This window comes from Enterobacter sp. C3_dUdeg (assembly GCF_057536195.1).
This window is the reverse complement of sequence record NZ_BAAKFX010000003.1, coordinates 240590-259284: the sequence shown is the minus strand read 5'-3', so window position 1 is coordinate 259284 and position 18695 is coordinate 240590. Positions and strand designations below refer to the sequence as shown.

The window sequence follows — 18695 nt, the reverse complement described above, 5'->3', positions numbered from 1 at the left end:
GAACGTGAAGGGACGATTGGGACAACGGCGGGTACTTTTCGGGCGGGATTGGGATTTGTGATCGTTGTCCCCTCACCCCGGCCCTCTCCCCAAAGGGGCGAGGGAGAAATCGTCCCCTCTCCCCTATGGGGAGAGGGTTAGGGTGAGGGGTAAGGTTTTACGACACCGGTACTTTCTGCGCCCGATACGCGCTCGGCGAACACCCCACTAAGCGGTTAAAAAACCGCGCAAAATAAGCCGGATCCTTAAACCCCAGCTGCCAGGCAATGTCGCTGACCGCGCTGTCGGAGAAGAGCAGCAGCCGCCTGGCCTCCCGCAGCTGGCGGTCGAAGATCAGCCGCTTCGGCGGGCGGTTGGCGAAGCGGCGGCAGATATCGGTCAGGCGGGATTCGGTCAGGTGCAGCTCGCTGGCGTATTCCGGCACCGTCCAGTGCTCATGGTAATGAACGTCAATCAGCTGGGTAAAGCGCTGGAACAGCTTCAGCTCGCCGCGCATGCCGCCCGAAGCGTGGTCGTCGAGCTTCGCGTTGCGCAGCAGCAGGGTAAACACCGCCTGCGCCAGCAGGACCAGAGTATGTTCGCGACCCGGCAGCTGTTCCGTGGATTCCCGGGCGATAAGCTGCCAGTAGTGCTTCAGCGCCGCCAGCTCGTCCGGCCTGTCGGCCAGCGAGAGGCAGATCCCCGGCAGGCCAAACGCTTCCCGCGTGCCGGGATAGAGCACCTCCAGCAGCGGCCAGATCAGATCCTCGCGCACCGTCAGCACGTGTCCGTCGCTGTCGGATTCGGTGATAAACGCGTGCGGCACCGACGGCGGCGTGAGGACGAACAGCGGGGCCTGCACCGAGTAGCGGTGATCGTCGAGCTGGAGCTCAATCTGCCCGGTATCGAGAAAGTGCATCTGAAAATACTGGTCGTGACGGTGCGCCTGCATGTCGCGGCCAAAAAAGGCCGCCATGCGCGCGAACGACTGGTAGTGCACATCGTCGGTGCCCAGACTTTCGTCGTACTCCTTGCTGATATCAATGTTGGCGATAGGGCTCTGGCACATGCTCGTTCCTCTGTTGATCCCGCTGCGTCATCGGAATGCGCGTCAGCACAAGCGCGCCGACCACCAGCAGCCCGGCCACAAACCACAGTCCGGAGCTGAAGCTGCCGGTTGCATCACGCAGAATGCCGATCAGCAGCGGGCTGACGGCGGATCCGACGTTGCCGATGGCGTTGATCACCGCCAGCGCCACCGCGCGGGACTGCAGGCTAATCACCCGATCCGGCGTGGTCCAGAATATCGCCATGGCGGTAAAGGATCCGGTTGAGGCCATAATGATGCCAAGCAGCTGGATCAGGCTGTGATCGGTGGCCGAGGCCAGCATCCATCCCGCCGCGGCGAAGAGGTACGGCAGGATGGTGTGCTTTTTTCGCTCTTTCAGCCTGTCGGAGCGTCGGCTCCACCAGATCATCCCGAGAATGGTGCAAAACTGCGGGATCGCCGCCAGCAGGCCGATGACGATATTGCTGCTCCCCGTGTTGAAGCTCTGCAGGATCTGCGGCGTCCAGATGTTGATGGCGCTGAGCGTGTTGGTCAGGCAGAAGTAGGCCAGCGTGTAGAGCAGCACCGCCGGGGTCAGCACTTCGCGCAGCGTCGATCGCGGCGTGACGGACTGGGCAATGGCGACCTCCTGCTCGCGGGCGATCATCGTTTTCAGCGCCTGCTTTTCGTCGTCGTCGAGCCAGGTAGCTTGATCCGGCGTGTCGTTGAGATAAAACCAGGTCACCACGCCGAGCACCACCGACGGCAGCCCCTCCAGCAGGAACAGCCACTGCCAGCCCTTCAGGTTCCACAGCCCGTCCATCGCCAGAATGTAGCCGGAGAGGATCGAGCCGAGCATCATGGTCACCGGCATGGCGATCATAAACAGCGCGTTGGCGCGGGCGCGGTGATAGGCCGGGAACCACCATGTGAGGTAGACCAAAATCCCCGGCAGGAAGCCCGCTTCGGCAATGCCTACCAGCATGCGCAGAACGTAGAGCGTTTCAGGGCTGGTGGCAAACATGGTGCAGGTGGAGGCGATGCCCCACACCACCATGATCCCGGCGATCCAGCGCCGCGCGCCGATCTTCGCCAGCATGATGTTGCTCGGGATCCCGCACAGCACGTAGGTGACGTAAAACAGCGTCGCGGCCAGGCCAAACATGGTCGATGTGAGGCCCAGATCTTTGCCCATCGTCAGCCCGGCAAAGCCGATGTTGATACGATCGAGAAACGAAAAGACAAACAGGATAAAGAGAAAGACGATCAGGCGTCGGAACAGCTTGTTAATGGCGCGATGTTCAACAGATTTATTATCATGGGTTTGCAGGGTAGAGGTCGTCATGGTGCGCTCCAGATCTTACGTTTAGTAGACGGATTTATTGTTATTAACTGACGTAACCGGTTGTTCGATAAAGCGTGCCGCCAGCGCTTCGGCGCCGCGGGCGAGCAGGGTGGTGTCGACGCCGACGGCGACAAACAGCGCGCCAAGCTCGAGGTAGCGTTTCGCCAGCGGCTCGTTCGCCATCAGGATGCCGGGGGCTTTGCCCGCGCTGAGGATCTGCGCGATAGCCTGCTCGATGGCGGCCTGCACCTCCGGGTGCTGCGGATTGCCGGCAAAGCCCATGTCGGCGCTCAGATCCGCCGGGCCGATAAACACGCCGTCGACGCCTTCAACGTCGAGGATCTGCGGCAGATTTTTTAGCGCCTCGCGGGTTTCAATCTGCACCAGCACGCACATGGCGTCGTTGGCCTGCTGCAGGTAATCCGGGATGCGGTTCCAGCGCGAGGCGCGCGCCAGGGCGCTTCCGACCCCGCGAATGCCCGCGGGCGGGTAGCGGGTGGCACGTACCGCCAGCCGCGCTTCGTCGGCGTTTTGCACCATCGGCACCAGCAGGGTTTGTGCGCCCACGTCCAGCAACTGTTTGATCTGCACCGGGTCGTTCCACGACGGGCGCACCACCGGCTGGCTGGGATAGGGCGCGATGGCCTGTAATTGGGTTAACACGGTCTGCACGCTGTTTGGCGCGTGCTCGCCGTCGATCAGCAGCCAGTCGAAGCCTGCCCCCGCCAGCAGCTCGGCGCTGTAGCTGCTGGTCAGCCCCAGCCATAACCCGATTTGCGGGCGGCCCGCCTTCAGCGCTGCTTTGAATGCGTTTTGCATGGTTGCCTCCTTACACAAAGCGGCAGCTGATGGATCCCATGTTGCCGTAGTCGACGTGGAAGGTGTCGCCTCTGCTGGCGGGCACCGGGCGGGTAAACGAGCCGCCGAGGATGATTTGCCCCGGTTCAAGCTGCACGTCGTACGGCGCCAGCTTGTTCGCCAGCCACGCCACGCCGTTCGCCGGGTGGTTAAGCACGCCTGCGGCCACGCCGGTCTCTTCGATCACGCCGTTGCGGTAGAGCAGGGCGGAGATCCAGCGCAGATCCAGCTCGTCGGGCTTAATCGGGCGGCCGCCGAGGATCACTCCCGCGTTGGCGGCGTTATCGGAGATGGTGTCGAACACCTTGCGCGGGCGCTGGGTTTCCGGATCAACGTTGTGACAGCGGGCGTCGATCAGCTCCAGCGCGGGGATGACGTAGTCCGTAGCGTTGTAGACGTCGAAGATGGTGCAGTTCGGGCCGCGCAGCGGTTTTGCCAGCACGAATGCCAGCTCGACTTCGATGCGCGGGACGATGAAGCGATCGACCGGGATGTCGCTGCCGTCGTGGAAGAACATGTCGTCCAGCAGCGCGCCGTAGTCCGGTTCGCTAATCTGCGAGCTGGCCTGCATCGCTTTGGAGGTCAGGCCGATCTTGTGGCCCTTCAGCACGCGGCCTTCGGCGATTTTCAGGCTGACCCATTCGCGCTGAACGGCGTAGGCGTCGTCGATGGTGATCGTCGGGTAGTCGAGAGAGATCTGGCGGATCTGCTCCCGGGACTGTTCCGCCTGATGCAGGCGGTGGGCGATCAGGGTATGGGTGTGTTTGTCGAGCATGGCGATATCCTGTTTTATGTTTTTTTCTCCCTCTCCCCGTGGGAGAGGGACGGGGTGAGGGCATCAGGCCGCAGAGATTTCCCCTCACCCTAACCCTCTCCCAAAGGGAGAGGGGACGGTATTACTTAAACAACGCGTGCACGTTGTTCTGTTTGTAATTGAGCGTTGGGTGCAGCTCGTCGAGCTCGAACGACAGCGCCAGATAGCGGTCGGCCATCAGCTCCGCGAAATGTGCCTTGATCAGCGCAAACAGCATCTCCCCCACGGCTTCCCGGCTCTCCAGGCTGCGCCCGGAGCCAATCTTCAGCGTCATATGCACAAAGGCGTAATCGTGCCTGCCGTCGGCCATCTGCCAGGTGTCCAGCCAGTGGGCGCGGCTGCGGATGCCGCCGATGGGGAAGATGCCCGTGGCGGCGAGCGCCTCGTTCACTTTGGCGAACAGCCCCGGCAGGTCGCCCTGCTCGCGGATGTTGTCGGTACATTCAGCAATAAAGTGCGGCATGGTGGCTCCTTACGCGGGCAGCGGGAAAACGGCGTTGACCTGGCCGGTGCCGGAGCTGGCGAACAGCTCGGTGAGGAACTCCACCTTGCCGTCGTATTTGTCCCAGCCGAGCATCCCCAGCAGCATCACCGTGTCGTGCATGTTGCCCTCGCCGTAGCAGTAGTCGGCGTACTCCGGCAGCATGCTGCAAAACTCTTTGAACTGCCCCTCGCGCCACAGCTTCACCACGCGTTCGTCCATCTGGCGGTCGAACTCGCGGGTGTAGCTGTTCATCCCTTCCTCCGCGCGCTGGTCGTCGATAAAGCGGTGCGACAGCGAGCCGCTGGCGAGCACCGCCACGGTGCCGTCGTATTTTTCGATGGCGCTGACGATGGCCTCGCCCAGCCTGCGGCTGTCGGCGAAGTCGTGGACCGTGCAGAACGCCGAGATGGAGACCACTTTGAAGTGTTTATCCGCGTTCATGTAGCGCATCGGCACCAGCGTGCCGTACTCCAGCTTGAGGCTCGGGATGTTGTGCGCTTTGGCGCGCACGCCGAGCTTCACCGCCTCGTCGGCAATCAGCTGGCCGAGCGCCGGGTTGCCGTCGTAGTCGTAGGTCATGTCGCGGATAAAGTGCGGCAGCTCGTTGCTGGTGTAGACGCCCGCAAAATGGTCCGCACAGTTGATGTGGTACGCGCTGTTCACCAGCCAGTGGGTGTCGAACACGATGATGGTGTCCACGCCCAGCTCGCGGCAGCGCTTGCTGATTTCTTTATGCCCGTCGATGGCCGACTGGCGGCAGCCGTGGTTTTTCCCCGGCAGCTCGGAGAGGTACATCGACGGAACGTGGGTGATTTTTGCCGCTAATGCTAATTTACCCATGGTCAGATCCCCCACTTTGGAATCGGATGGTCGCCCATGGAGATGCAGACGTTCTTCATCTCCGCGAATACCTCGAAGCTGTACTCGCCGCCCTCGCGGCCGGTGCCGGAGGCCTTCACGCCGCCAAACGGCTGGCGCAGGTCGCGCACGTTCTGGGTGTTGACGAACACCATCCCCGCTTCGATATTCCGCGCCAGGCGCAGCACTTTGCTGACGTCCTGGGTCCAGATGTACGACGCCAGGCCGTACTCCACGTCGTTGGCCAGCCGCAGGCCTTCCGCTTCGTCCTTAAACGGCAGCAGGCAGGCCACCGGCCCGAAGATCTCCTCCTGCGCCACGCGCATGCGGTTATCGACGTCCGCCAGCACGGTTGGTCGCAGAAAGTTGCCGCCCTTCAGGTGCGCAGGCAGGTCGGTTGGTTTGCCCGGGCCGCCCGCCAGCAGGGTTGCACCCTCTTCAATGCCGAGGCGGATGTAGCCGGAGACTTTCTCCCAGTGCTGCTTGCTGATGAGTGCGCCGATCTGGGTGTTCGGATCGGTCGGGTCGCCCACGCGAAGGCGGTTGGCGCGCTCGGCAAAGCGCTTCACGAATTCCGGGTAGATGCTCTGCTGGATAAAGATGCGCGAGCCGGCGGTGCAGCGCTCGCCGTTGATGGAGAAGATGGTGAACAGGGCGGCGTCCAGCGCGCGCTCGATGTCGGCATCTTCAAAAATCAGCACCGGGGATTTGCCGCCCAGCTCCATGGAGTATTTCTTCAGCCCGGCGTTTTTCATGATGTTGCGCCCGGTGGCGGTGCCGCCGGTGAAGGAGACGGCGCGCACGTCGTGATGGCGCACCAGCGCGTCGCCTGCCGTCGCGCCGTAGCCCTGCACCACGTTGAGCACGCCCGCCGGAATGCCCGCCTCCAGCGCCAGCTCGCCCAGACGGTCGGCGGTCAGCGGGGAGAGTTCAGACATCTTCAGCACCGCGGTGTTTCCGAGTGCCAGGCACGGCGCGACCTTCCAGGTGGCGGTCATAAACGGCACGTTCCACGGCGACACCAGCGCGCAGACGCCCACCGGCTGCACCAGGGTGTAGTTGAGCATCTTGTCGTCGACCGGGTAGGTTTTGCCGTTCATCTGCTGGCACACCTCGGCGAAGAACTCGAAGTTGTGTGAGGCGCGCGGGATCAGCACGTTTTTGGTCTGGTGGATCGGCAGGCCGGTGTCGGCGGTTTCCATGGCGGCGATCTCGGGCACGTTCTGGTCGATCAGGTCACCCAGACGACGCATCAGGCGCGCGCGCTCCTTCATCGGCAGGTTGGCCCATTTCGGGAACGCCTCTTTGGCGGCAGCGACGGCCTGGTGAACTTCAGCTTCACCGCCGGCGGCGACTTCCGCTAATACCTCGCCGGAGGCCGGGTTGGTAGTGTGGAAGTACTCGCTTCCGGCGACGTTTTTACCGTTGATCCAGTGGTTAATCTTTTTCATTTTGCAGTCTCCTCGCTGACAATCCGGTTCACCAGGCGTCCCACGCCTTCCACTTCCACCACTACCTCATCGCCCGGCACCACGTCGGACAGCCCTTTCGGCGTGCCGGTGGCAATCATGTCGCCCGGCTGCAGGGTCATAAAATCGCTCAGGTACGCAATCAGGTACGGGATGCTGAAAATGAGATCGGCGGTGGTGCCTTCCTGCCGCAGCTCGCCGTTGACGAAGGTGCGCAGGGCGAGGTTGTGCGGATCGGGGATGGCTTCTTTTGGCACGATGTTTGGGGAAATGGGGGTCAGCCCGTCCCGGCTTTTTACCCTCAGGTTCGGTCGGTAGTAGTTTTCCAGGTAGTCGCGGATGGCGTAGTCGTTGCAGACCGTATAGCCCGCAACAAAGTCCATCGCCTCGGCTTCGCTGACCTTACGCGCGGTTTTACCGATGACCACCACCAGCTCCGCTTCGTAATGCATGTATTCGATATTGTTCGGGCGCACCGACGTCTGGCCGTCGCCGTTGAAGGTGTTTGGCGCTTTGATAAATACCAGCGGCTCGGTTGGCGGCTTAAAGTCCAGCTCGCTGGCGTGGTCGGCATAGTTCAGACCGAGGGCAAACAGCGTGGCGTGCGGCGGCGTGCTGTGCGTGAAAGCGACGTCGCGTTCATCCACCACCGGGTTTTCCAGCGGCGGAAAACCTTCCGCCAGAACGCGCACGCGATCGCCCGGGCGGATCTCCACGCGGCTTTGCGGGGTGCCGAGCAGGATCGCATCGCCGGGATTGAGGGTGGCGAACTCGCTCAGGGCGCTCAGCAGTTCGGCGGCGCTGCGCTGAAGATCGGCCGTGCTCCAGTGGTCCGCTTCGCGGCCGTTGATCTCGGTGATGATGGTCAGGTTATCCACGTTATCCACGGCGACAAGTTCGCCGAGCGGGCAAAATCCGTCCCGGCATTTGGCCTTGATGGCCGGGCGGTAGAAGCTCTCTTCCGGCAGGCTCACCTCGTTGGCGAGCGCATATCCCGCGATGTACGCCGCGGCGTCCTCCACGCGCACCTTGCTGGCGGTTTTGCCCACGACCAGCGCCACCGTCGCGCCGCTTAATACCGTTTCCCCGTGCGGGAAGGGGATCGGCTCGCCCGCGCGAATCACCGTGTTATGCGGCTTGATAAACCAAACCGCCGTTTTCGGCGGCGTGTTGTAGGGCGCTTTTTCAAAGGCCTCACGCCAGGCTTCACGCTGGCTTTGATGGTTGAGGGCGACGGCAAAAACGGTACCTTTCATTCATATACTCCTCACCCCGGTGGTCCGGGTTGTGATTTCATTAATATGTTAATGATCTGGTTTTATGCTTTTGCTGTTTATTTCGCAATCAGAAGTGAAAGATTTGTGATGGGAATAACAATAAATTTACATGTTGGGTTTTATTGATAATGAAATCATATATTTAATAAAATTGATGGGTTTCTGTTAGACTTTTTGACGGAAAACGTGTTGTTTATAAAAACATCTTTTAGGGATTGTTTACTTGTTAATGATGGGAAGGGGAAAGGCTATGCATGATTCATTAACCATCGCGCTGCTGCAGGCGCGGGAAGCGGCGATGTCGTACTTCCGCCCGATCGTGAAGCGCCATAACCTGACCGAGCAGCAGTGGCGCATCGTGCGCGTGCTGGCTGAACATCCGTCGATGGATTTTCACGATCTGGCGTTTCGCACCTGCATCCTGCGCCCGAGCCTGACCGGCATCCTGACGCGCATGGAGCGCGACGGCCTGGTGCTGCGCCTAAAGCCGGTGAACGACCAGCGCAAGCTGTACGTGTCGCTGACCAAAGAGGGGAATGCGCTATATGAACACGCCCAGGCGCAGGTCGAAGAGGCGTATCAGCAGATCGAGGCGGAATACACGCCGGAGAAGATGAAACAGCTGACGGCGCTGCTGGAAGAGTTTATTGAACTCGGAAACCGGCATAACGCAGCGCGGGAAGAAGAGTAAAAACCACAAATTCCAGGATGATTTTCGTAAAGTTTTCCCTTTCCAGGCCGAAAATTCTGTATCTGTCTGAGGAAAGAGAAAACATGTTAAACCGTATCAAGATTGTCACCAGCTTAATGCTGGTTTTAGCGATATTTGGCCTTTTACAACTCACGTCCGGTGGTCTTTTCTTTAATGCCCTTAAGAATGACAAAGAGAATTTCACCGTCCTGCAAACCATTCGCCAGCAACAATCCACGCTGAACGCCAGCTGGGTAGCGTTGCTGCAAACCCGTAATACCCTGAACCGTGCGGGTATCCGCTACATGATGGATCAGAGCAATATCGGCAGCGGCGCGACCGTTAACGATTTGATGCAAATCGCGTCTACGTCTCTGAAACAGGCGGAAAAAAACTGGGCTGCCTACGAAGCCCTGCCGCGCGATCCGCGTCAAAGCGATGCGGATGCCATGGAGATCAAGCGTAACTATGATATTTACCACGGTGCGCTGGCGGAGCTGATTCAGCTGCTGGGTGCCGGCAAAATCAACGCCTTCTTCGACCAGCCGACCCAGAGCTATCAGGACGGTTTTGAGAAGCAGTATGTGAGCTACCTGCAGCAGAACGACAAGCTGTATCAGACGGCGGTCGAAGACAGCAACAGCTCCTACAGCCAGGCTATCTGGGTGTTGATCAGCGTCCTGATTGCCGTGCTGGTGGTGATCGTGGCCGTCTGGCTCAACATCAAGCAGACGCTGATCTCTCCGCTGAATCGTCTGATCGACAACATTCGCCATATCGCCAGCGGCGACCTGGTGAAGCGCATTGAGGTTCAGGGCACCAACGAGATGGGTGAACTGGCCGACTCGCTGCGCCATATGCAGAGTGAGCTGGTGCGTACCGTCGGCGACGTGCGTAACGGCGCGAACGCGATCTACAGCGGCGCGAGCGAAATTGCGATGGGCAATAACGACCTCTCTTCCCGTACTGAACAGCAGGCCGCTTCCCTGGAAGAGACCGCTGCCAGCATGGAGCAGCTGACGGCAACCGTTAAGCAGAACGCCGAAAACGCCCGTCAGGCGAGCCACCTTGCGCTGAGCGCTTCTGAAACCGCGCAGAAAGGCGGCAAAGTGGTGGATAACGTGGTCCAGACCATGCGCGATATCGCAGGCAGTTCGCAGAAAATTGCCGACATTATCAGCGTGATCGACGGCATTGCCTTCCAGACCAACATTCTGGCACTGAACGCGGCGGTAGAAGCGGCGCGTGCGGGCGAGCAGGGCCGTGGTTTTGCGGTGGTGGCAGGTGAAGTGCGTAACCTGGCCCAGCGCAGCGCCCAGGCGGCTCGCGAAATCAAGAGCCTGATTGAAGACTCCGTGGGCCGCGTGGAAGTGGGCTCAACGCTGGTAGAAAGCGCCGGTGAAACCATGGGTGAGATCGTGAACGCGGTGACCCGCGTAACGGACATCATGGGTGAAATCGCCTCTGCGTCTGACGAGCAGAGCCGCGGTATCGACCAGGTGGGTCTGGCGGTCGCTGAGATGGATCGCGTGACCCAGCAGAACGCCTCGCTGGTAGAGGAATCTGCCGCAGCGGCGGCCGCACTGGAAGAGCAGGCGAGCCGTCTGACTCAGGCCGTGGCGGTGTTCCGCATTCAGCAGGAGCAGATGAAAGCGCGCGAATTCGCTGCGGCTAAAGCGGTTTCCACGCCGGTGATGGCGCGTAAAACCGCGACGGCCGATTCAGGCGATAACTGGGAAACGTTCTAACCCGGTGCGTTGTGCCGGGTGGCGGCTACGCCTTACCCGGCCTAAGGAAGGTTGTTGCAGGCCCGGTAAGCGAAGCGCCACCGGGCGATATCAAAGCGGCAGACGCATGGCACAGCGGGAGTTATACGCTAAGCCGTGCGCTGCTTCTTCTTCACGTTTTTCACTCAGTTCAGGCGTCAGTTCAGCTACGTATTCAAACCCCAGCTTTGCATAGAACGGCGCGTTCCACGGTACGTCCCTGAACGTCGTCAACGTCAGCGACGCCAGCCCCAGCGTGCGGGCATGGCCTGCCACGCAGGCGATGAGCTGCCTGCCGATCCCTTTTCCCTGCCAGTCCAGATCAACCGAGAGTTCGACAATAAACAGTGATGAAGGATGGGCCCCGGCAAGGATAAACCCGACGGGCTGGTCGTTCGCCAGCGCCAGCCAGCTTAGCCCACGTTCAACATACTCAAGGTGCTGCTCAGCGGAAATGACCTCACCGTCGGCAAGCCAGGCGAGATCCGGGTCTTCACGAAAGCGCTCGCCCGCCGCGCGTTCAATGGCGGGCAGGGAGGCAACGTCGCCGGGACGCGTGGGGCGGACGGTGAGGTTAAGGTCGACCATTAGCCTGCGCGACTCACAATTTTAATTTCGACCATGCCAATGCCGAGCTCGCGCGGTGAATGGCCGAGAATATTCCCTTCATTGGTGGACTGCGGATCCGGCGGCACGATCACCAGGGTATTGCTGCGGGATGGGTTCTCAAAATGCAGCGTGTGCGTGCTCACGTCGTTCCCGAGCGTCAGCATCTGCTCCTGGCTGCCCACGCGAACCGGTACGGGCTTGTTAGCGTTGGGGCCATACGCTCTGGCGGTGATCACCAGGTCGAATTGTTCCGGCAGGGGATGGGCGTACTCAATTTTCACCTCATTGCCCAGCTGCGCGTTGGACCAGCGCCCCCAGGACTCCGGACGCGAGATGCCGCTAAACTGCTTCACTTCCTCGGGCGCGCCGGCCACGTTAAAGATAAAGCTGTCCGCTTTGTAGCGAATGTCGTTATCGCTGATTTTCAGCATGTCGACGTTACGCTGATAGCGCGCGGTATCAATCACCGTATCGTTGAACGCGGTTTTGCCTTTCCACTGGGCTTTATCCACGTGCTGTACGGTTTGCTCTCCGCCGAGCTGACCCTGAGAGACGCACCAGTCGGTAGAAAGCGCCATCGGCTGCGACCAGAGCTGGCCCATCTTGTAGCATCTGTCGACCCAGACGAAATTATCGCGTGGGGCAAAATCGGCCAGCTGATAGCGCAGCGGCGCGGAATATTCGCTTTCCGGCAGCGGCTCGACGCGCCCCGCCGACACGCGCACCAGCAGCGGCAGACGGAAGCTGCTGCCCGAGAAGGCAATCGTGTTTTTATCCCGATCGACGGTGAAGTCCTTCATCTCTTTCGGGAAGTTCCACAGGCGGATAATGTCTGGCTTCCAGGCGAGGATTTTATCCTTCATGTTGAGGAACACTTCCGACAGGGATTGCCCCGACAGTGTGCTGCGGCCCAGGCCAATAAAGTTGTCGCCGCCCAGAATGTCCAGCACGGTTGCGCCGTTATCCATGGAGTTGCGTTTGGTGGCGATGACCTCCTGCTGCGGCTGGTCGCCGCGCAGGACGAAGAACAGGTTGCTGCGATCCTGCTTGTTGAGCCGATCCCATGCGCTGTTTTTCATCGCCAGATGGTCAGACGAAACGACGATGACCGTGTTTTTAAACCAGGGCGAGGCTTTGATTTTCTCGACCAGCGCGGCAATGTGCTCCTGGCTGCAGGTCACGGCGCTGAAAGACGTGTTGTTTTTGCCATCCACGTCATAGCTTTTGCGTTTGCAGCTGCGCGAGACGAACCCGTCCGGATGGTGGGTGTCCACCGTCAGCGCAAAGAGGGAGAAACGCTTGCCCGCGCGGGAAAGCTCCTCGAATTTCTTCCAGGTTTCGTCGAGTACCGTATCGTCATAGAAGCCCCAGTCGTTACGGTAGCTCGGATCGGCAACCGTCGTTTTTAACTCTTCTGAGCCATACAGGTGGTCAAAACCGTGGGATTTCAGGAACACGTCTTTTCCGGCAAAGCGCAGGTTTGCCCCCTGCACGAAATAGTTTTCGTAGCCGGAGTTTTTCAGGATATCGCCGAGGCAAATATTCTGGGGGAAGAACGTCGACATCGAGGCTGAGGCGTTACCTTCAAAAGGCGCGAACAGCGGGATACCGCACTGGGAGGCAACCATTCCGGCAATCGTATAGTCCGTACCCGGCAGCTGCATGGTGTGGCTGAAGTCGAGCCCTTCGTTTTTCAGCGCGCCCAGGTCTGGCGTCAGGTTCGGGAAGGCATCGTTATCAAAGTACGTGCGTTCCAGGCTTTCGCCGTAGATGTAGACCAGGTTGAGCTTCGGGCTGGCGATCGTTTTGGACGGTTCTTTGTAGTAAGCCGCGAAATCCGGATCGCCGTCGCGCGACTGGGATTTCACCAGCTCGGTGATCTGATGGAACGCCGGGCTGGCGTCGACGGAGGCCAGCGCCAGGAATAACGCCAGCAGGCTGTAGCCATGATGGTGCGGAAGATGGCGACGTCGACGCAGCACCCAGGCCAGCGCGCCAAAAATCGTCACCAGCGCGACGATAAGGCCGAGCCCCGGAAGAATGTATTTGCCCACGCCCGCGCCCGTCAGGCTGTTCGTTAGCGTGTAGAGCACCGCATCGTTAATACCGTCACCGGTAAAGTAGTCGCTGGCGTATAAGGTAATGTTTAAAATAATAAAAATGCCGAGTACCACCAGCGTGGCGATAAACCACCAGGTGTGACGGCCGGCTTTCCAGGCGTAAACGCCGACAGAAGCCAGAAAAAGGATAAGAGACATGAATTCTGACAACAGCATATCCTCATGACGCCAGGTGCTTCGCTGGCTAACTGTTTATTTTTTGGGTCATACAATGTAATTGCGATGTCGTTAAGCTGCAATTTTAGTGTCACGAAAGTGTGCTGTTGTTAGGATTTGGTTTAGAAAATCGTTTTTATGAAGAAGGTCGCATCCTGACAAACGGACGCTGAGACGGTGGCAGGTGGGAAAAACGTTCGTTTAGCGCCGCGTTGCAAGACTATCGCATTAAACGCGGCGTGTTGTGGCAGAAAATGGGGTAGATCAGGAGATGAAATTAACGCCTTGTTTCAGCACCAGATCGCAGGCTTTGGTTTTCACCTGTTTTGCCAGAGAAGAGTTGCCGAGGGTGCTCAGGTTAAGCTGCTGCCCGTTTTGCGCGTTAAGCAGGCCCTGAATGCCGTCCATATAGTTGGTGTCCGCTTTTTGCTCCTGGGTATCCAGACCCAGTTTACCCAGCACCTGGTTTTTCACGTTTTGCGCGTCGGTCACGGAGGCCAGCTTTTGCTTCGCGCAATATTCCAGAATCCCCGCCGCGTTGTTCATCGTGCCCGCGCTAAGGCTCTGAGAGCTGTTGCCCAGCAGGCTGGTGAGGGAAGAGGCGGAGAGTCCACCCTGAGAGCTGCCGCTCTCTTTGGTCAGCTCATTTGCCGCGCTTGACAGGGACTCCTGCCAGGACGCCGCTTGCGCTGCGCCGGTCACCAGCAGCGCGCCTAAAAAGGTGCTGATTAAAATCTGTTTTTTCATCATGGCTCTCTCAAAAAGGTCCGTTTTGGGCCGAAGGGGTTCCAGTATATACCTGTGCCCTGGCAGCGATTCCTGGAACTGTCTTAATACTCTTTGCCGGTAACGCGGCTGCGGTAACTTTCCCAGTCGAAGATGACATAAAGACTGTTACCCAGCTTCATGCGGTCCATGACGCGTTCACCCAGTAAGCGGGTCATCTCGTCGATATTGTGGTTCGTCAGCATGCCGGTGGGGCGTTTGGACGAGGAGCGGCGGTCGACAATCTGGTTGATGATCACTTTTTCATAGCGGGATTCTGTCTGAACGCCAATCTCGTCGATGACCAGTAAATCGACATTGCTCAGATCGTTGAGCAATTGCTCTTCGCTGGTTTCGCGGTTGCTGAAGGTGTCTTTCATCGCGGACATGATATCGGCCACGGTGATGATAAGAACCGATTTACCCCGCAGAAGCAGCTCGTTGCAGATGGCGGCTGCAAGGTGGTTTTTTCCGGTACCCGGCTTGCCGCTAAAGATGAAGCTGGCGATATTGCCGTCGAATTCATCCACGTACTGACGGGCGGCGGCAAGGGCGTTCATTTGTCCGTTGGTTTCGACTTTATAGTTATCGAACGAGCAGTTCTGGTGCAGGGGACGGATACCGGAGCGGTTAAAGGTGCGCTGCATTTTCATCGCCCGGTTTTCCCTGGCGAGCGCGGCGGCGCGGATCTCACCTTGCTCTTTTTGCCACGCCAGCAGCTCTTCACCCGTGGTGAACGCGGGCTTCACGTTGGCAGGCATCATTTTTTGCAGACGTTTCATCAGGTCGCCGACGTTCTTCATTTCGCACCTCGGAATCCGCTGGGGATCTGTTTATCCGGTTCGGAAAACGCGTTGATATCGCGTTTGGGCTGGCCGTTGTTGCCGGCGCGGGTAATTTGAAGATGACGCGCGAGCTTTTGCTGCCATTGAATATGGGTGAAGACTTTACCTTCCGCCTGCCACCAGGCGGTAAACGCGGCGAGCTCTTCCGCGGTGGCCGGCTGGGTTAGCGCAATGCCCCACAGCGCGGCCTGCCGCTGAAAATCCGCATCCGGCTGCCAGCCCGCGTACAGGGCAAATTTTCCCATCGGAACGGTCACGGGGGCGTTGACCGGCTCATCAAAGAACTGGTTGTCCAGCGTGATATCGCTCGCCGGGCGTGACAGTTGCGCTTCAATCTCCAGAAGCTGTGCCAGGCGTTCCGGCGTGATTGCGTAGAACGCCGGCGCGTTGTCGGCAAAAACCGCAACCGTGCCGCCTTCGGCATGGGTCAACACACCGCGTGGGTCGCGCATAAAGGCATCAATGCCAGCAATGCTGGTGGTCAGAATTCTGGAGGACATAACGCTTACTCTACTGATTACTACGGGCGTGATATGGGCTTATGGTAGCACAGAGAGAGGAAAGGGAAGGAGGGGATTTCCCCGGTGGCGCTGCGCTTACCGGGGCTACGGTCGTAGACCTGAAAAGCGCAGCGCCATCAGGCATTTATCACGCGATAATATTCAGGGTCACGTCGATGTTGCCGCGGGTCGCGTTAGAGTACGGGCAAACAATGTGCGCCGCATCGACCAGCTTTTTGGCTTCCGCGGGATCCATACCCTCAACGTGGATGTTCAGTTTTGCTTCGATACCAAAACCGGTTGGCAGCGGGCCAATACCCACTTCGCCTTCAATAAAGGCATCTTTTGGCAGGGTAAATTTGTCGCGTGCGGCCACGAACTTCATCGCGCCCAGGAAGCAGGCAGAGTAGCCCGCAGCAAACAGCTGCTCAGGGTTCGTCACTTCTCCGCCCATGCCGCCCATCTCTTTTGGCACGCCCAGTTTTACGTCCAGTACGCCATCGGAAGAGGTCGCGCGGCCGTCACGGCCACCGGTTGCTTTTGCTTTGGCGGTATACACTACTTTTTCTAAAGACATGGCAGGTTCCTCATCTTGCTTTGATGTGTGCTATTAAATAGCGTGCGATATATATGGGTGATAATCACGCGTAAAGTATAGCTTTACGCGCGGTGTAGCTGTTGTCGCAAAAGTTCGAGCTGCTGTTTAAGCGCCAGCAAAGTGTCGGTATCACACTGCGCTGCGCAACCCACCGCATGGGGAATACCCAATGCCTGCTGCTGAAGTTCACGTCCCGCTTCACTCAGGGTGACGGCGACCTGACGTTCGTCTTTGCGCGAACGGTGACGGTTGATTAACCCACCGTTTTCCAGCCGTTTTAACAGCGGCGTCAGGGTTGCAGAGTCCAGAAACAGGCGTTCACCGATGTCCGACACCGTGACGTCATCCTGCTCCCACAGTACCAGCATCACCAGATATTGCGGGTAAGTCAGGTTCAGCGGTGCCAGCAGTTGCCGGTACAACTTATTAAGCGCCAGATTTGCCGAATAGAGAGCAAAGCAGAGCTGGTTATCCAGCTTGAGCGCAGCGGTTGCGTCGTTCGTTTTCGCGTTCATGAGATGAATATAGGTAGTGTGCGATTTAATTGCAAGCAATTTTATGGGCAGGTGTAGCGGAGCGCCACCTGAACGGCCATTTTACGGTAGTGCTGGCGCTGAGCCTGTTCGTCCGCCCCATCTTCAAACAGGAGCGTGAAGGTGTAGCTGTTGGCAACGTAATGAAAGCTGAAGCTGCTTATCAGGCGGTGAAGATCGCGGGCGTCAACCGTCTGGCTGAAGAGCTGCTTTTCTTTGCCCCGGTGCAGGATGCCTTCCAGCAGGTCGAGCGCGCTACGGTTAACCTGGCGAAGATAGCTCGACTGCTGCATAAAGCGGCCGCGCTGCATGTTTTCCATGCAGATAATCCGGATGTAGTCCGGGTGGTCGGCATGATAGTCAAAGGTGGCTTCAACCAGGTTGACCAGCGCTTCGACGGGGGGCATTCCCGCCAAGCTTAGCGCTTTTTCACTGGCGCGAATCTGGGTGTAAACATGTTCCAGAACCAGCAGATAGAGATTCTCTTTATTCTTAAAATGATAAACCACCATGCGTTTGGTGGTACCCGCTTTCTCCGCGATCTGCTCCATGCGGGCACCGTTCAATCCATACTCGGCAAAAAGCGCGATGGCGCTCTGAAAAATTTTCTCTTTCAGGCTGGATTCTTCGCTGTGCTCGGGGTGTTCGCTGCCAGGGTTAGCCACATCCTTTCCTTATTTTCACCAAACGGACCAGAAAGATTATCTCCATGGCAGCGAAATAACACAAATATCAAACGCGTGGGCGTTTGCGGTACAGCCACAGCCCGGGGATCGACAGCCCGATGGAAAGCGCGCCGACGATGGACGACGCCTTAAGAAAGTTGCTCAGGAGGAGGATCATCTGAGGCTCGGTGTAGCCAAAATGGCTGATTTTCACCGCGGAAATCATCGCCGTATAGGCAGATATGCCGGGGAACATTGGGATCACGGCGGCGACGGTGAACACCTTGGGATGCGCCAGATACCAGCGCGACCACTGAATGCCGATACTGCCAACCAGCATGGAGGCCATAAATGTCGACCATTCGATGTTAAATCCTGCGGTCATCATCACCATTCGCGAGCCATGACCAATCGCGCCCAGCAGCGCACACCACCGCAGAGCGCGTTGCGGAACGTTAAACACCATCGCAAAGCCGACGGCAGGAATGGCGGCCAGAAGCATGTCCTGTGCCAGCGCCAGCAGAAAATCTATCACGCCCATCCGCGTAACCCCCAGAGTGTCATGGCCATCACAACGCCGATGCAGGTCGCCAGCGTCAGCAGGCTGGCAATAGCCCAGCGTGCCAGACCGGTATTGATGTGTCCTTTAAACATGTCGGCAACGGCGTTGATCAACGGAAAGCCCGGAACAAGCAGAAGCACGCTGGCGGCCATGGCAATCGTCGGGGTAGTGGCAAACTGCGGCAGGCGCAGCAGCAGGCCAGAAACCGTGGTGGCGACAAACGCGGTAATGCAGAAGTTAATTTGCGGATGCAGCTGCCGGTGCGTCAGCAGCTGGCGAACATACATGGCGATACTGCTGGCGAAAAAGGTGACGATCGCGCCGTCCCAGCCGCCTTTATTGAGCTTACAAAAGCAGGCGCAAGACAGCCCTACCATCACCACGACAAGCCAGCGCGGATAACGCAATGGCTTAATTTGGCTGAACCGTTTTTCAATCTCCCGAAGATCGAGAAGCTTATGTTCAGCAAGGATGACGATGTGCTGCACTTCGGTCACGACGTGCATGTTAATGCCGCGGTCATGGTTTTTACGGGTGGAGGTCAGGCACTGGCCGTCTTTGATCGTGGTCAGCACGATGGCGTTAGATGAAATAGCGCTTTCAACGCTATCCATACCCAGCGCCAGTCCCAGCCGGGTGGAAAGCTCCTCAACCAGCGCGCTTTCCGCGCCGTGCTGGAGCAGAAAAAGACCGCACTGAATACATAGCCGCGTGATAGCACGCTGCGTTGACCGATCTGCCTGCATGTATTGT

20 protein-coding genes are annotated in these 18695 nt (G+C 58.7%); 2 read left to right on the top strand and 18 right to left on the bottom strand.

Annotation, left to right across the window (positions count from 1 at the left end; all coding sequences use genetic code 11):
* Window positions 1-157 precede the first annotated feature (157 nt).
* The 8 genes from hpaA to hpaG all read right to left on the bottom strand — a co-directional run bounded on the left by hpaA (window position 158) and on the right by hpaG (window position 8111).
* Window positions 158-1048 carry a 4-hydroxyphenylacetate catabolism regulatory protein HpaA gene (gene hpaA / locus AC27FC_RS11240; RefSeq protein WP_196354856.1) on the bottom strand — a complete coding sequence of 297 codons (891 nt, stop codon included), beginning with the start codon at window positions 1046-1048 and terminating at the stop codon, window positions 158-160.
* Window positions 1020-2372, bottom strand: coding sequence for a 4-hydroxyphenylacetate permease (hpaX, locus tag AC27FC_RS11235; protein ID WP_039262275.1), 1353 nt, complete (start codon window positions 2370-2372; stop codon window positions 1020-1022). The genes hpaA and hpaX overlap by 29 nt, the downstream gene beginning before the upstream one ends.
* Before the next feature lie 21 nt (window positions 2373-2393).
* Window positions 2394-3191, bottom strand: coding sequence for a 4-hydroxy-2-oxoheptanedioate aldolase (hpaI, locus tag AC27FC_RS11230; RefSeq protein ID WP_064673190.1), 798 nt, complete (start codon window positions 3189-3191; stop codon window positions 2394-2396).
* 10 nt (window positions 3192-3201) lie between these two features.
* Window positions 3202-4005 (bottom strand): 2-oxo-hept-4-ene-1,7-dioate hydratase, encoded by an 804-nt coding sequence (gene hpaH, locus AC27FC_RS11225; RefSeq protein WP_039262280.1) that lies wholly within the window; start codon window positions 4003-4005, stop codon window positions 3202-3204.
* 121 nt (window positions 4006-4126) lie between these two features.
* Window positions 4127-4507: a 5-carboxymethyl-2-hydroxymuconate Delta-isomerase gene (locus AC27FC_RS11220; protein ID WP_094935507.1), complete on the bottom strand. Its 381-nt coding sequence runs from the start codon at window positions 4505-4507 to the stop codon at window positions 4127-4129.
* 9 nt (window positions 4508-4516) lie between these two features.
* A complete protein-coding gene (gene hpaD / locus AC27FC_RS11215; protein ID WP_039262285.1) occupies window positions 4517-5368 on the bottom strand; it encodes a 3,4-dihydroxyphenylacetate 2,3-dioxygenase in 852 nt (283 codons plus the stop codon).
* Between the two features lie 2 nt (window positions 5369-5370).
* Window positions 5371-6837, bottom strand: a complete 1467-nt coding sequence (hpaE, locus tag AC27FC_RS11210; protein WP_094935506.1) for a 5-carboxymethyl-2-hydroxymuconate semialdehyde dehydrogenase — start codon at window positions 6835-6837, stop codon at window positions 5371-5373.
* A complete protein-coding gene (hpaG, locus tag AC27FC_RS11205) occupies window positions 6834-8111 on the bottom strand; it encodes a 4-hydroxyphenylacetate degradation bifunctional isomerase/decarboxylase (protein WP_196354857.1) in 1278 nt (425 codons plus the stop codon). The genes hpaE and hpaG overlap by 4 nt, the downstream gene beginning before the upstream one ends.
* Before the next feature lie 271 nt (window positions 8112-8382).
* Between hpaG and hpaR the strand changes: the two genes are divergently transcribed.
* Both hpaR and tsr read left to right on the top strand, forming a co-directional pair.
* Complete coding sequence (gene hpaR / locus AC27FC_RS11200) at window positions 8383-8823, top strand: homoprotocatechuate degradation operon regulator HpaR (RefSeq protein ID WP_023334396.1); 441 nt, start codon at window positions 8383-8385, stop codon at window positions 8821-8823.
* Window positions 8824-8906: 83 nt separating this feature from the next.
* On the top strand, window positions 8907-10571 hold the full coding sequence (tsr, locus tag AC27FC_RS11195; protein ID WP_033146482.1) for a methyl-accepting chemotaxis protein: 1665 nt from the start codon (window positions 8907-8909) through the stop codon (window positions 10569-10571).
* Window positions 10572-10661: 90 nt separating this feature from the next.
* On the opposite strand, the gene AC27FC_RS11190 is transcribed toward tsr, so the two are convergent.
* From AC27FC_RS11190 to AC27FC_RS11145, 10 genes are all read right to left on the bottom strand, one after another.
* Entirely contained in the window at window positions 10662-11177 is a 516-nt protein-coding gene (locus AC27FC_RS11190) for a GNAT family N-acetyltransferase (RefSeq protein ID WP_094935504.1), read from the bottom strand.
* A complete protein-coding gene (opgB, locus tag AC27FC_RS11185) occupies window positions 11177-13468 on the bottom strand; it encodes a phosphatidylglycerol--membrane-oligosaccharide glycerophosphotransferase (RefSeq protein WP_232960138.1) in 2292 nt (763 codons plus the stop codon). The genes AC27FC_RS11190 and opgB overlap by 1 nt, the downstream gene beginning before the upstream one ends.
* A gap of 270 nt (window positions 13469-13738) precedes the next feature.
* Window positions 13739-14221 carry a YjjA family protein gene (locus AC27FC_RS11180; RefSeq protein WP_232960158.1) on the bottom strand — a complete coding sequence of 161 codons (483 nt, stop codon included), beginning with the start codon at window positions 14219-14221 and terminating at the stop codon, window positions 13739-13741.
* 83 nt (window positions 14222-14304) lie between these two features.
* The gene (dnaC, locus tag AC27FC_RS11175; protein WP_023334409.1) at window positions 14305-15042 is read right to left on the bottom strand and encodes a replicative helicase loader DnaC; all 738 of its coding nucleotides are present in this window, start codon (window positions 15040-15042) and stop codon (window positions 14305-14307) included.
* On the bottom strand, window positions 15039-15584 hold the full coding sequence (gene dnaT / locus AC27FC_RS11170) for a primosomal protein DnaT (RefSeq protein ID WP_033144566.1): 546 nt from the start codon (window positions 15582-15584) through the stop codon (window positions 15039-15041). The genes dnaC and dnaT overlap by 4 nt, the downstream gene beginning before the upstream one ends.
* Window positions 15585-15732: 148 nt before the next feature.
* Window positions 15733-16161, bottom strand: a complete 429-nt coding sequence (locus AC27FC_RS11165) for an organic hydroperoxide resistance protein (protein WP_023310299.1) — start codon at window positions 16159-16161, stop codon at window positions 15733-15735.
* 83 nt (window positions 16162-16244) lie between these two features.
* On the bottom strand, window positions 16245-16697 hold the full coding sequence (locus AC27FC_RS11160; protein ID WP_064673267.1) for a MarR family winged helix-turn-helix transcriptional regulator: 453 nt from the start codon (window positions 16695-16697) through the stop codon (window positions 16245-16247).
* 41 nt (window positions 16698-16738) lie between these two features.
* On the bottom strand, window positions 16739-17380 hold the full coding sequence (locus AC27FC_RS11155) for a TetR/AcrR family transcriptional regulator (protein WP_023310301.1): 642 nt from the start codon (window positions 17378-17380) through the stop codon (window positions 16739-16741).
* Between the two features lie 67 nt (window positions 17381-17447).
* Entirely contained in the window at window positions 17448-17921 is a 474-nt protein-coding gene (locus AC27FC_RS11150; protein ID WP_023310302.1) for a threonine/serine exporter, read from the bottom strand.
* A complete protein-coding gene (locus AC27FC_RS11145) occupies window positions 17912-18688 on the bottom strand; it encodes a threonine/serine exporter family protein (RefSeq protein ID WP_023310303.1) in 777 nt (258 codons plus the stop codon). Before AC27FC_RS11145 ends, AC27FC_RS11150 begins: the two co-directional genes overlap by 10 nt.
* Window positions 18689-18695: the final 7 nt, after the last annotated feature.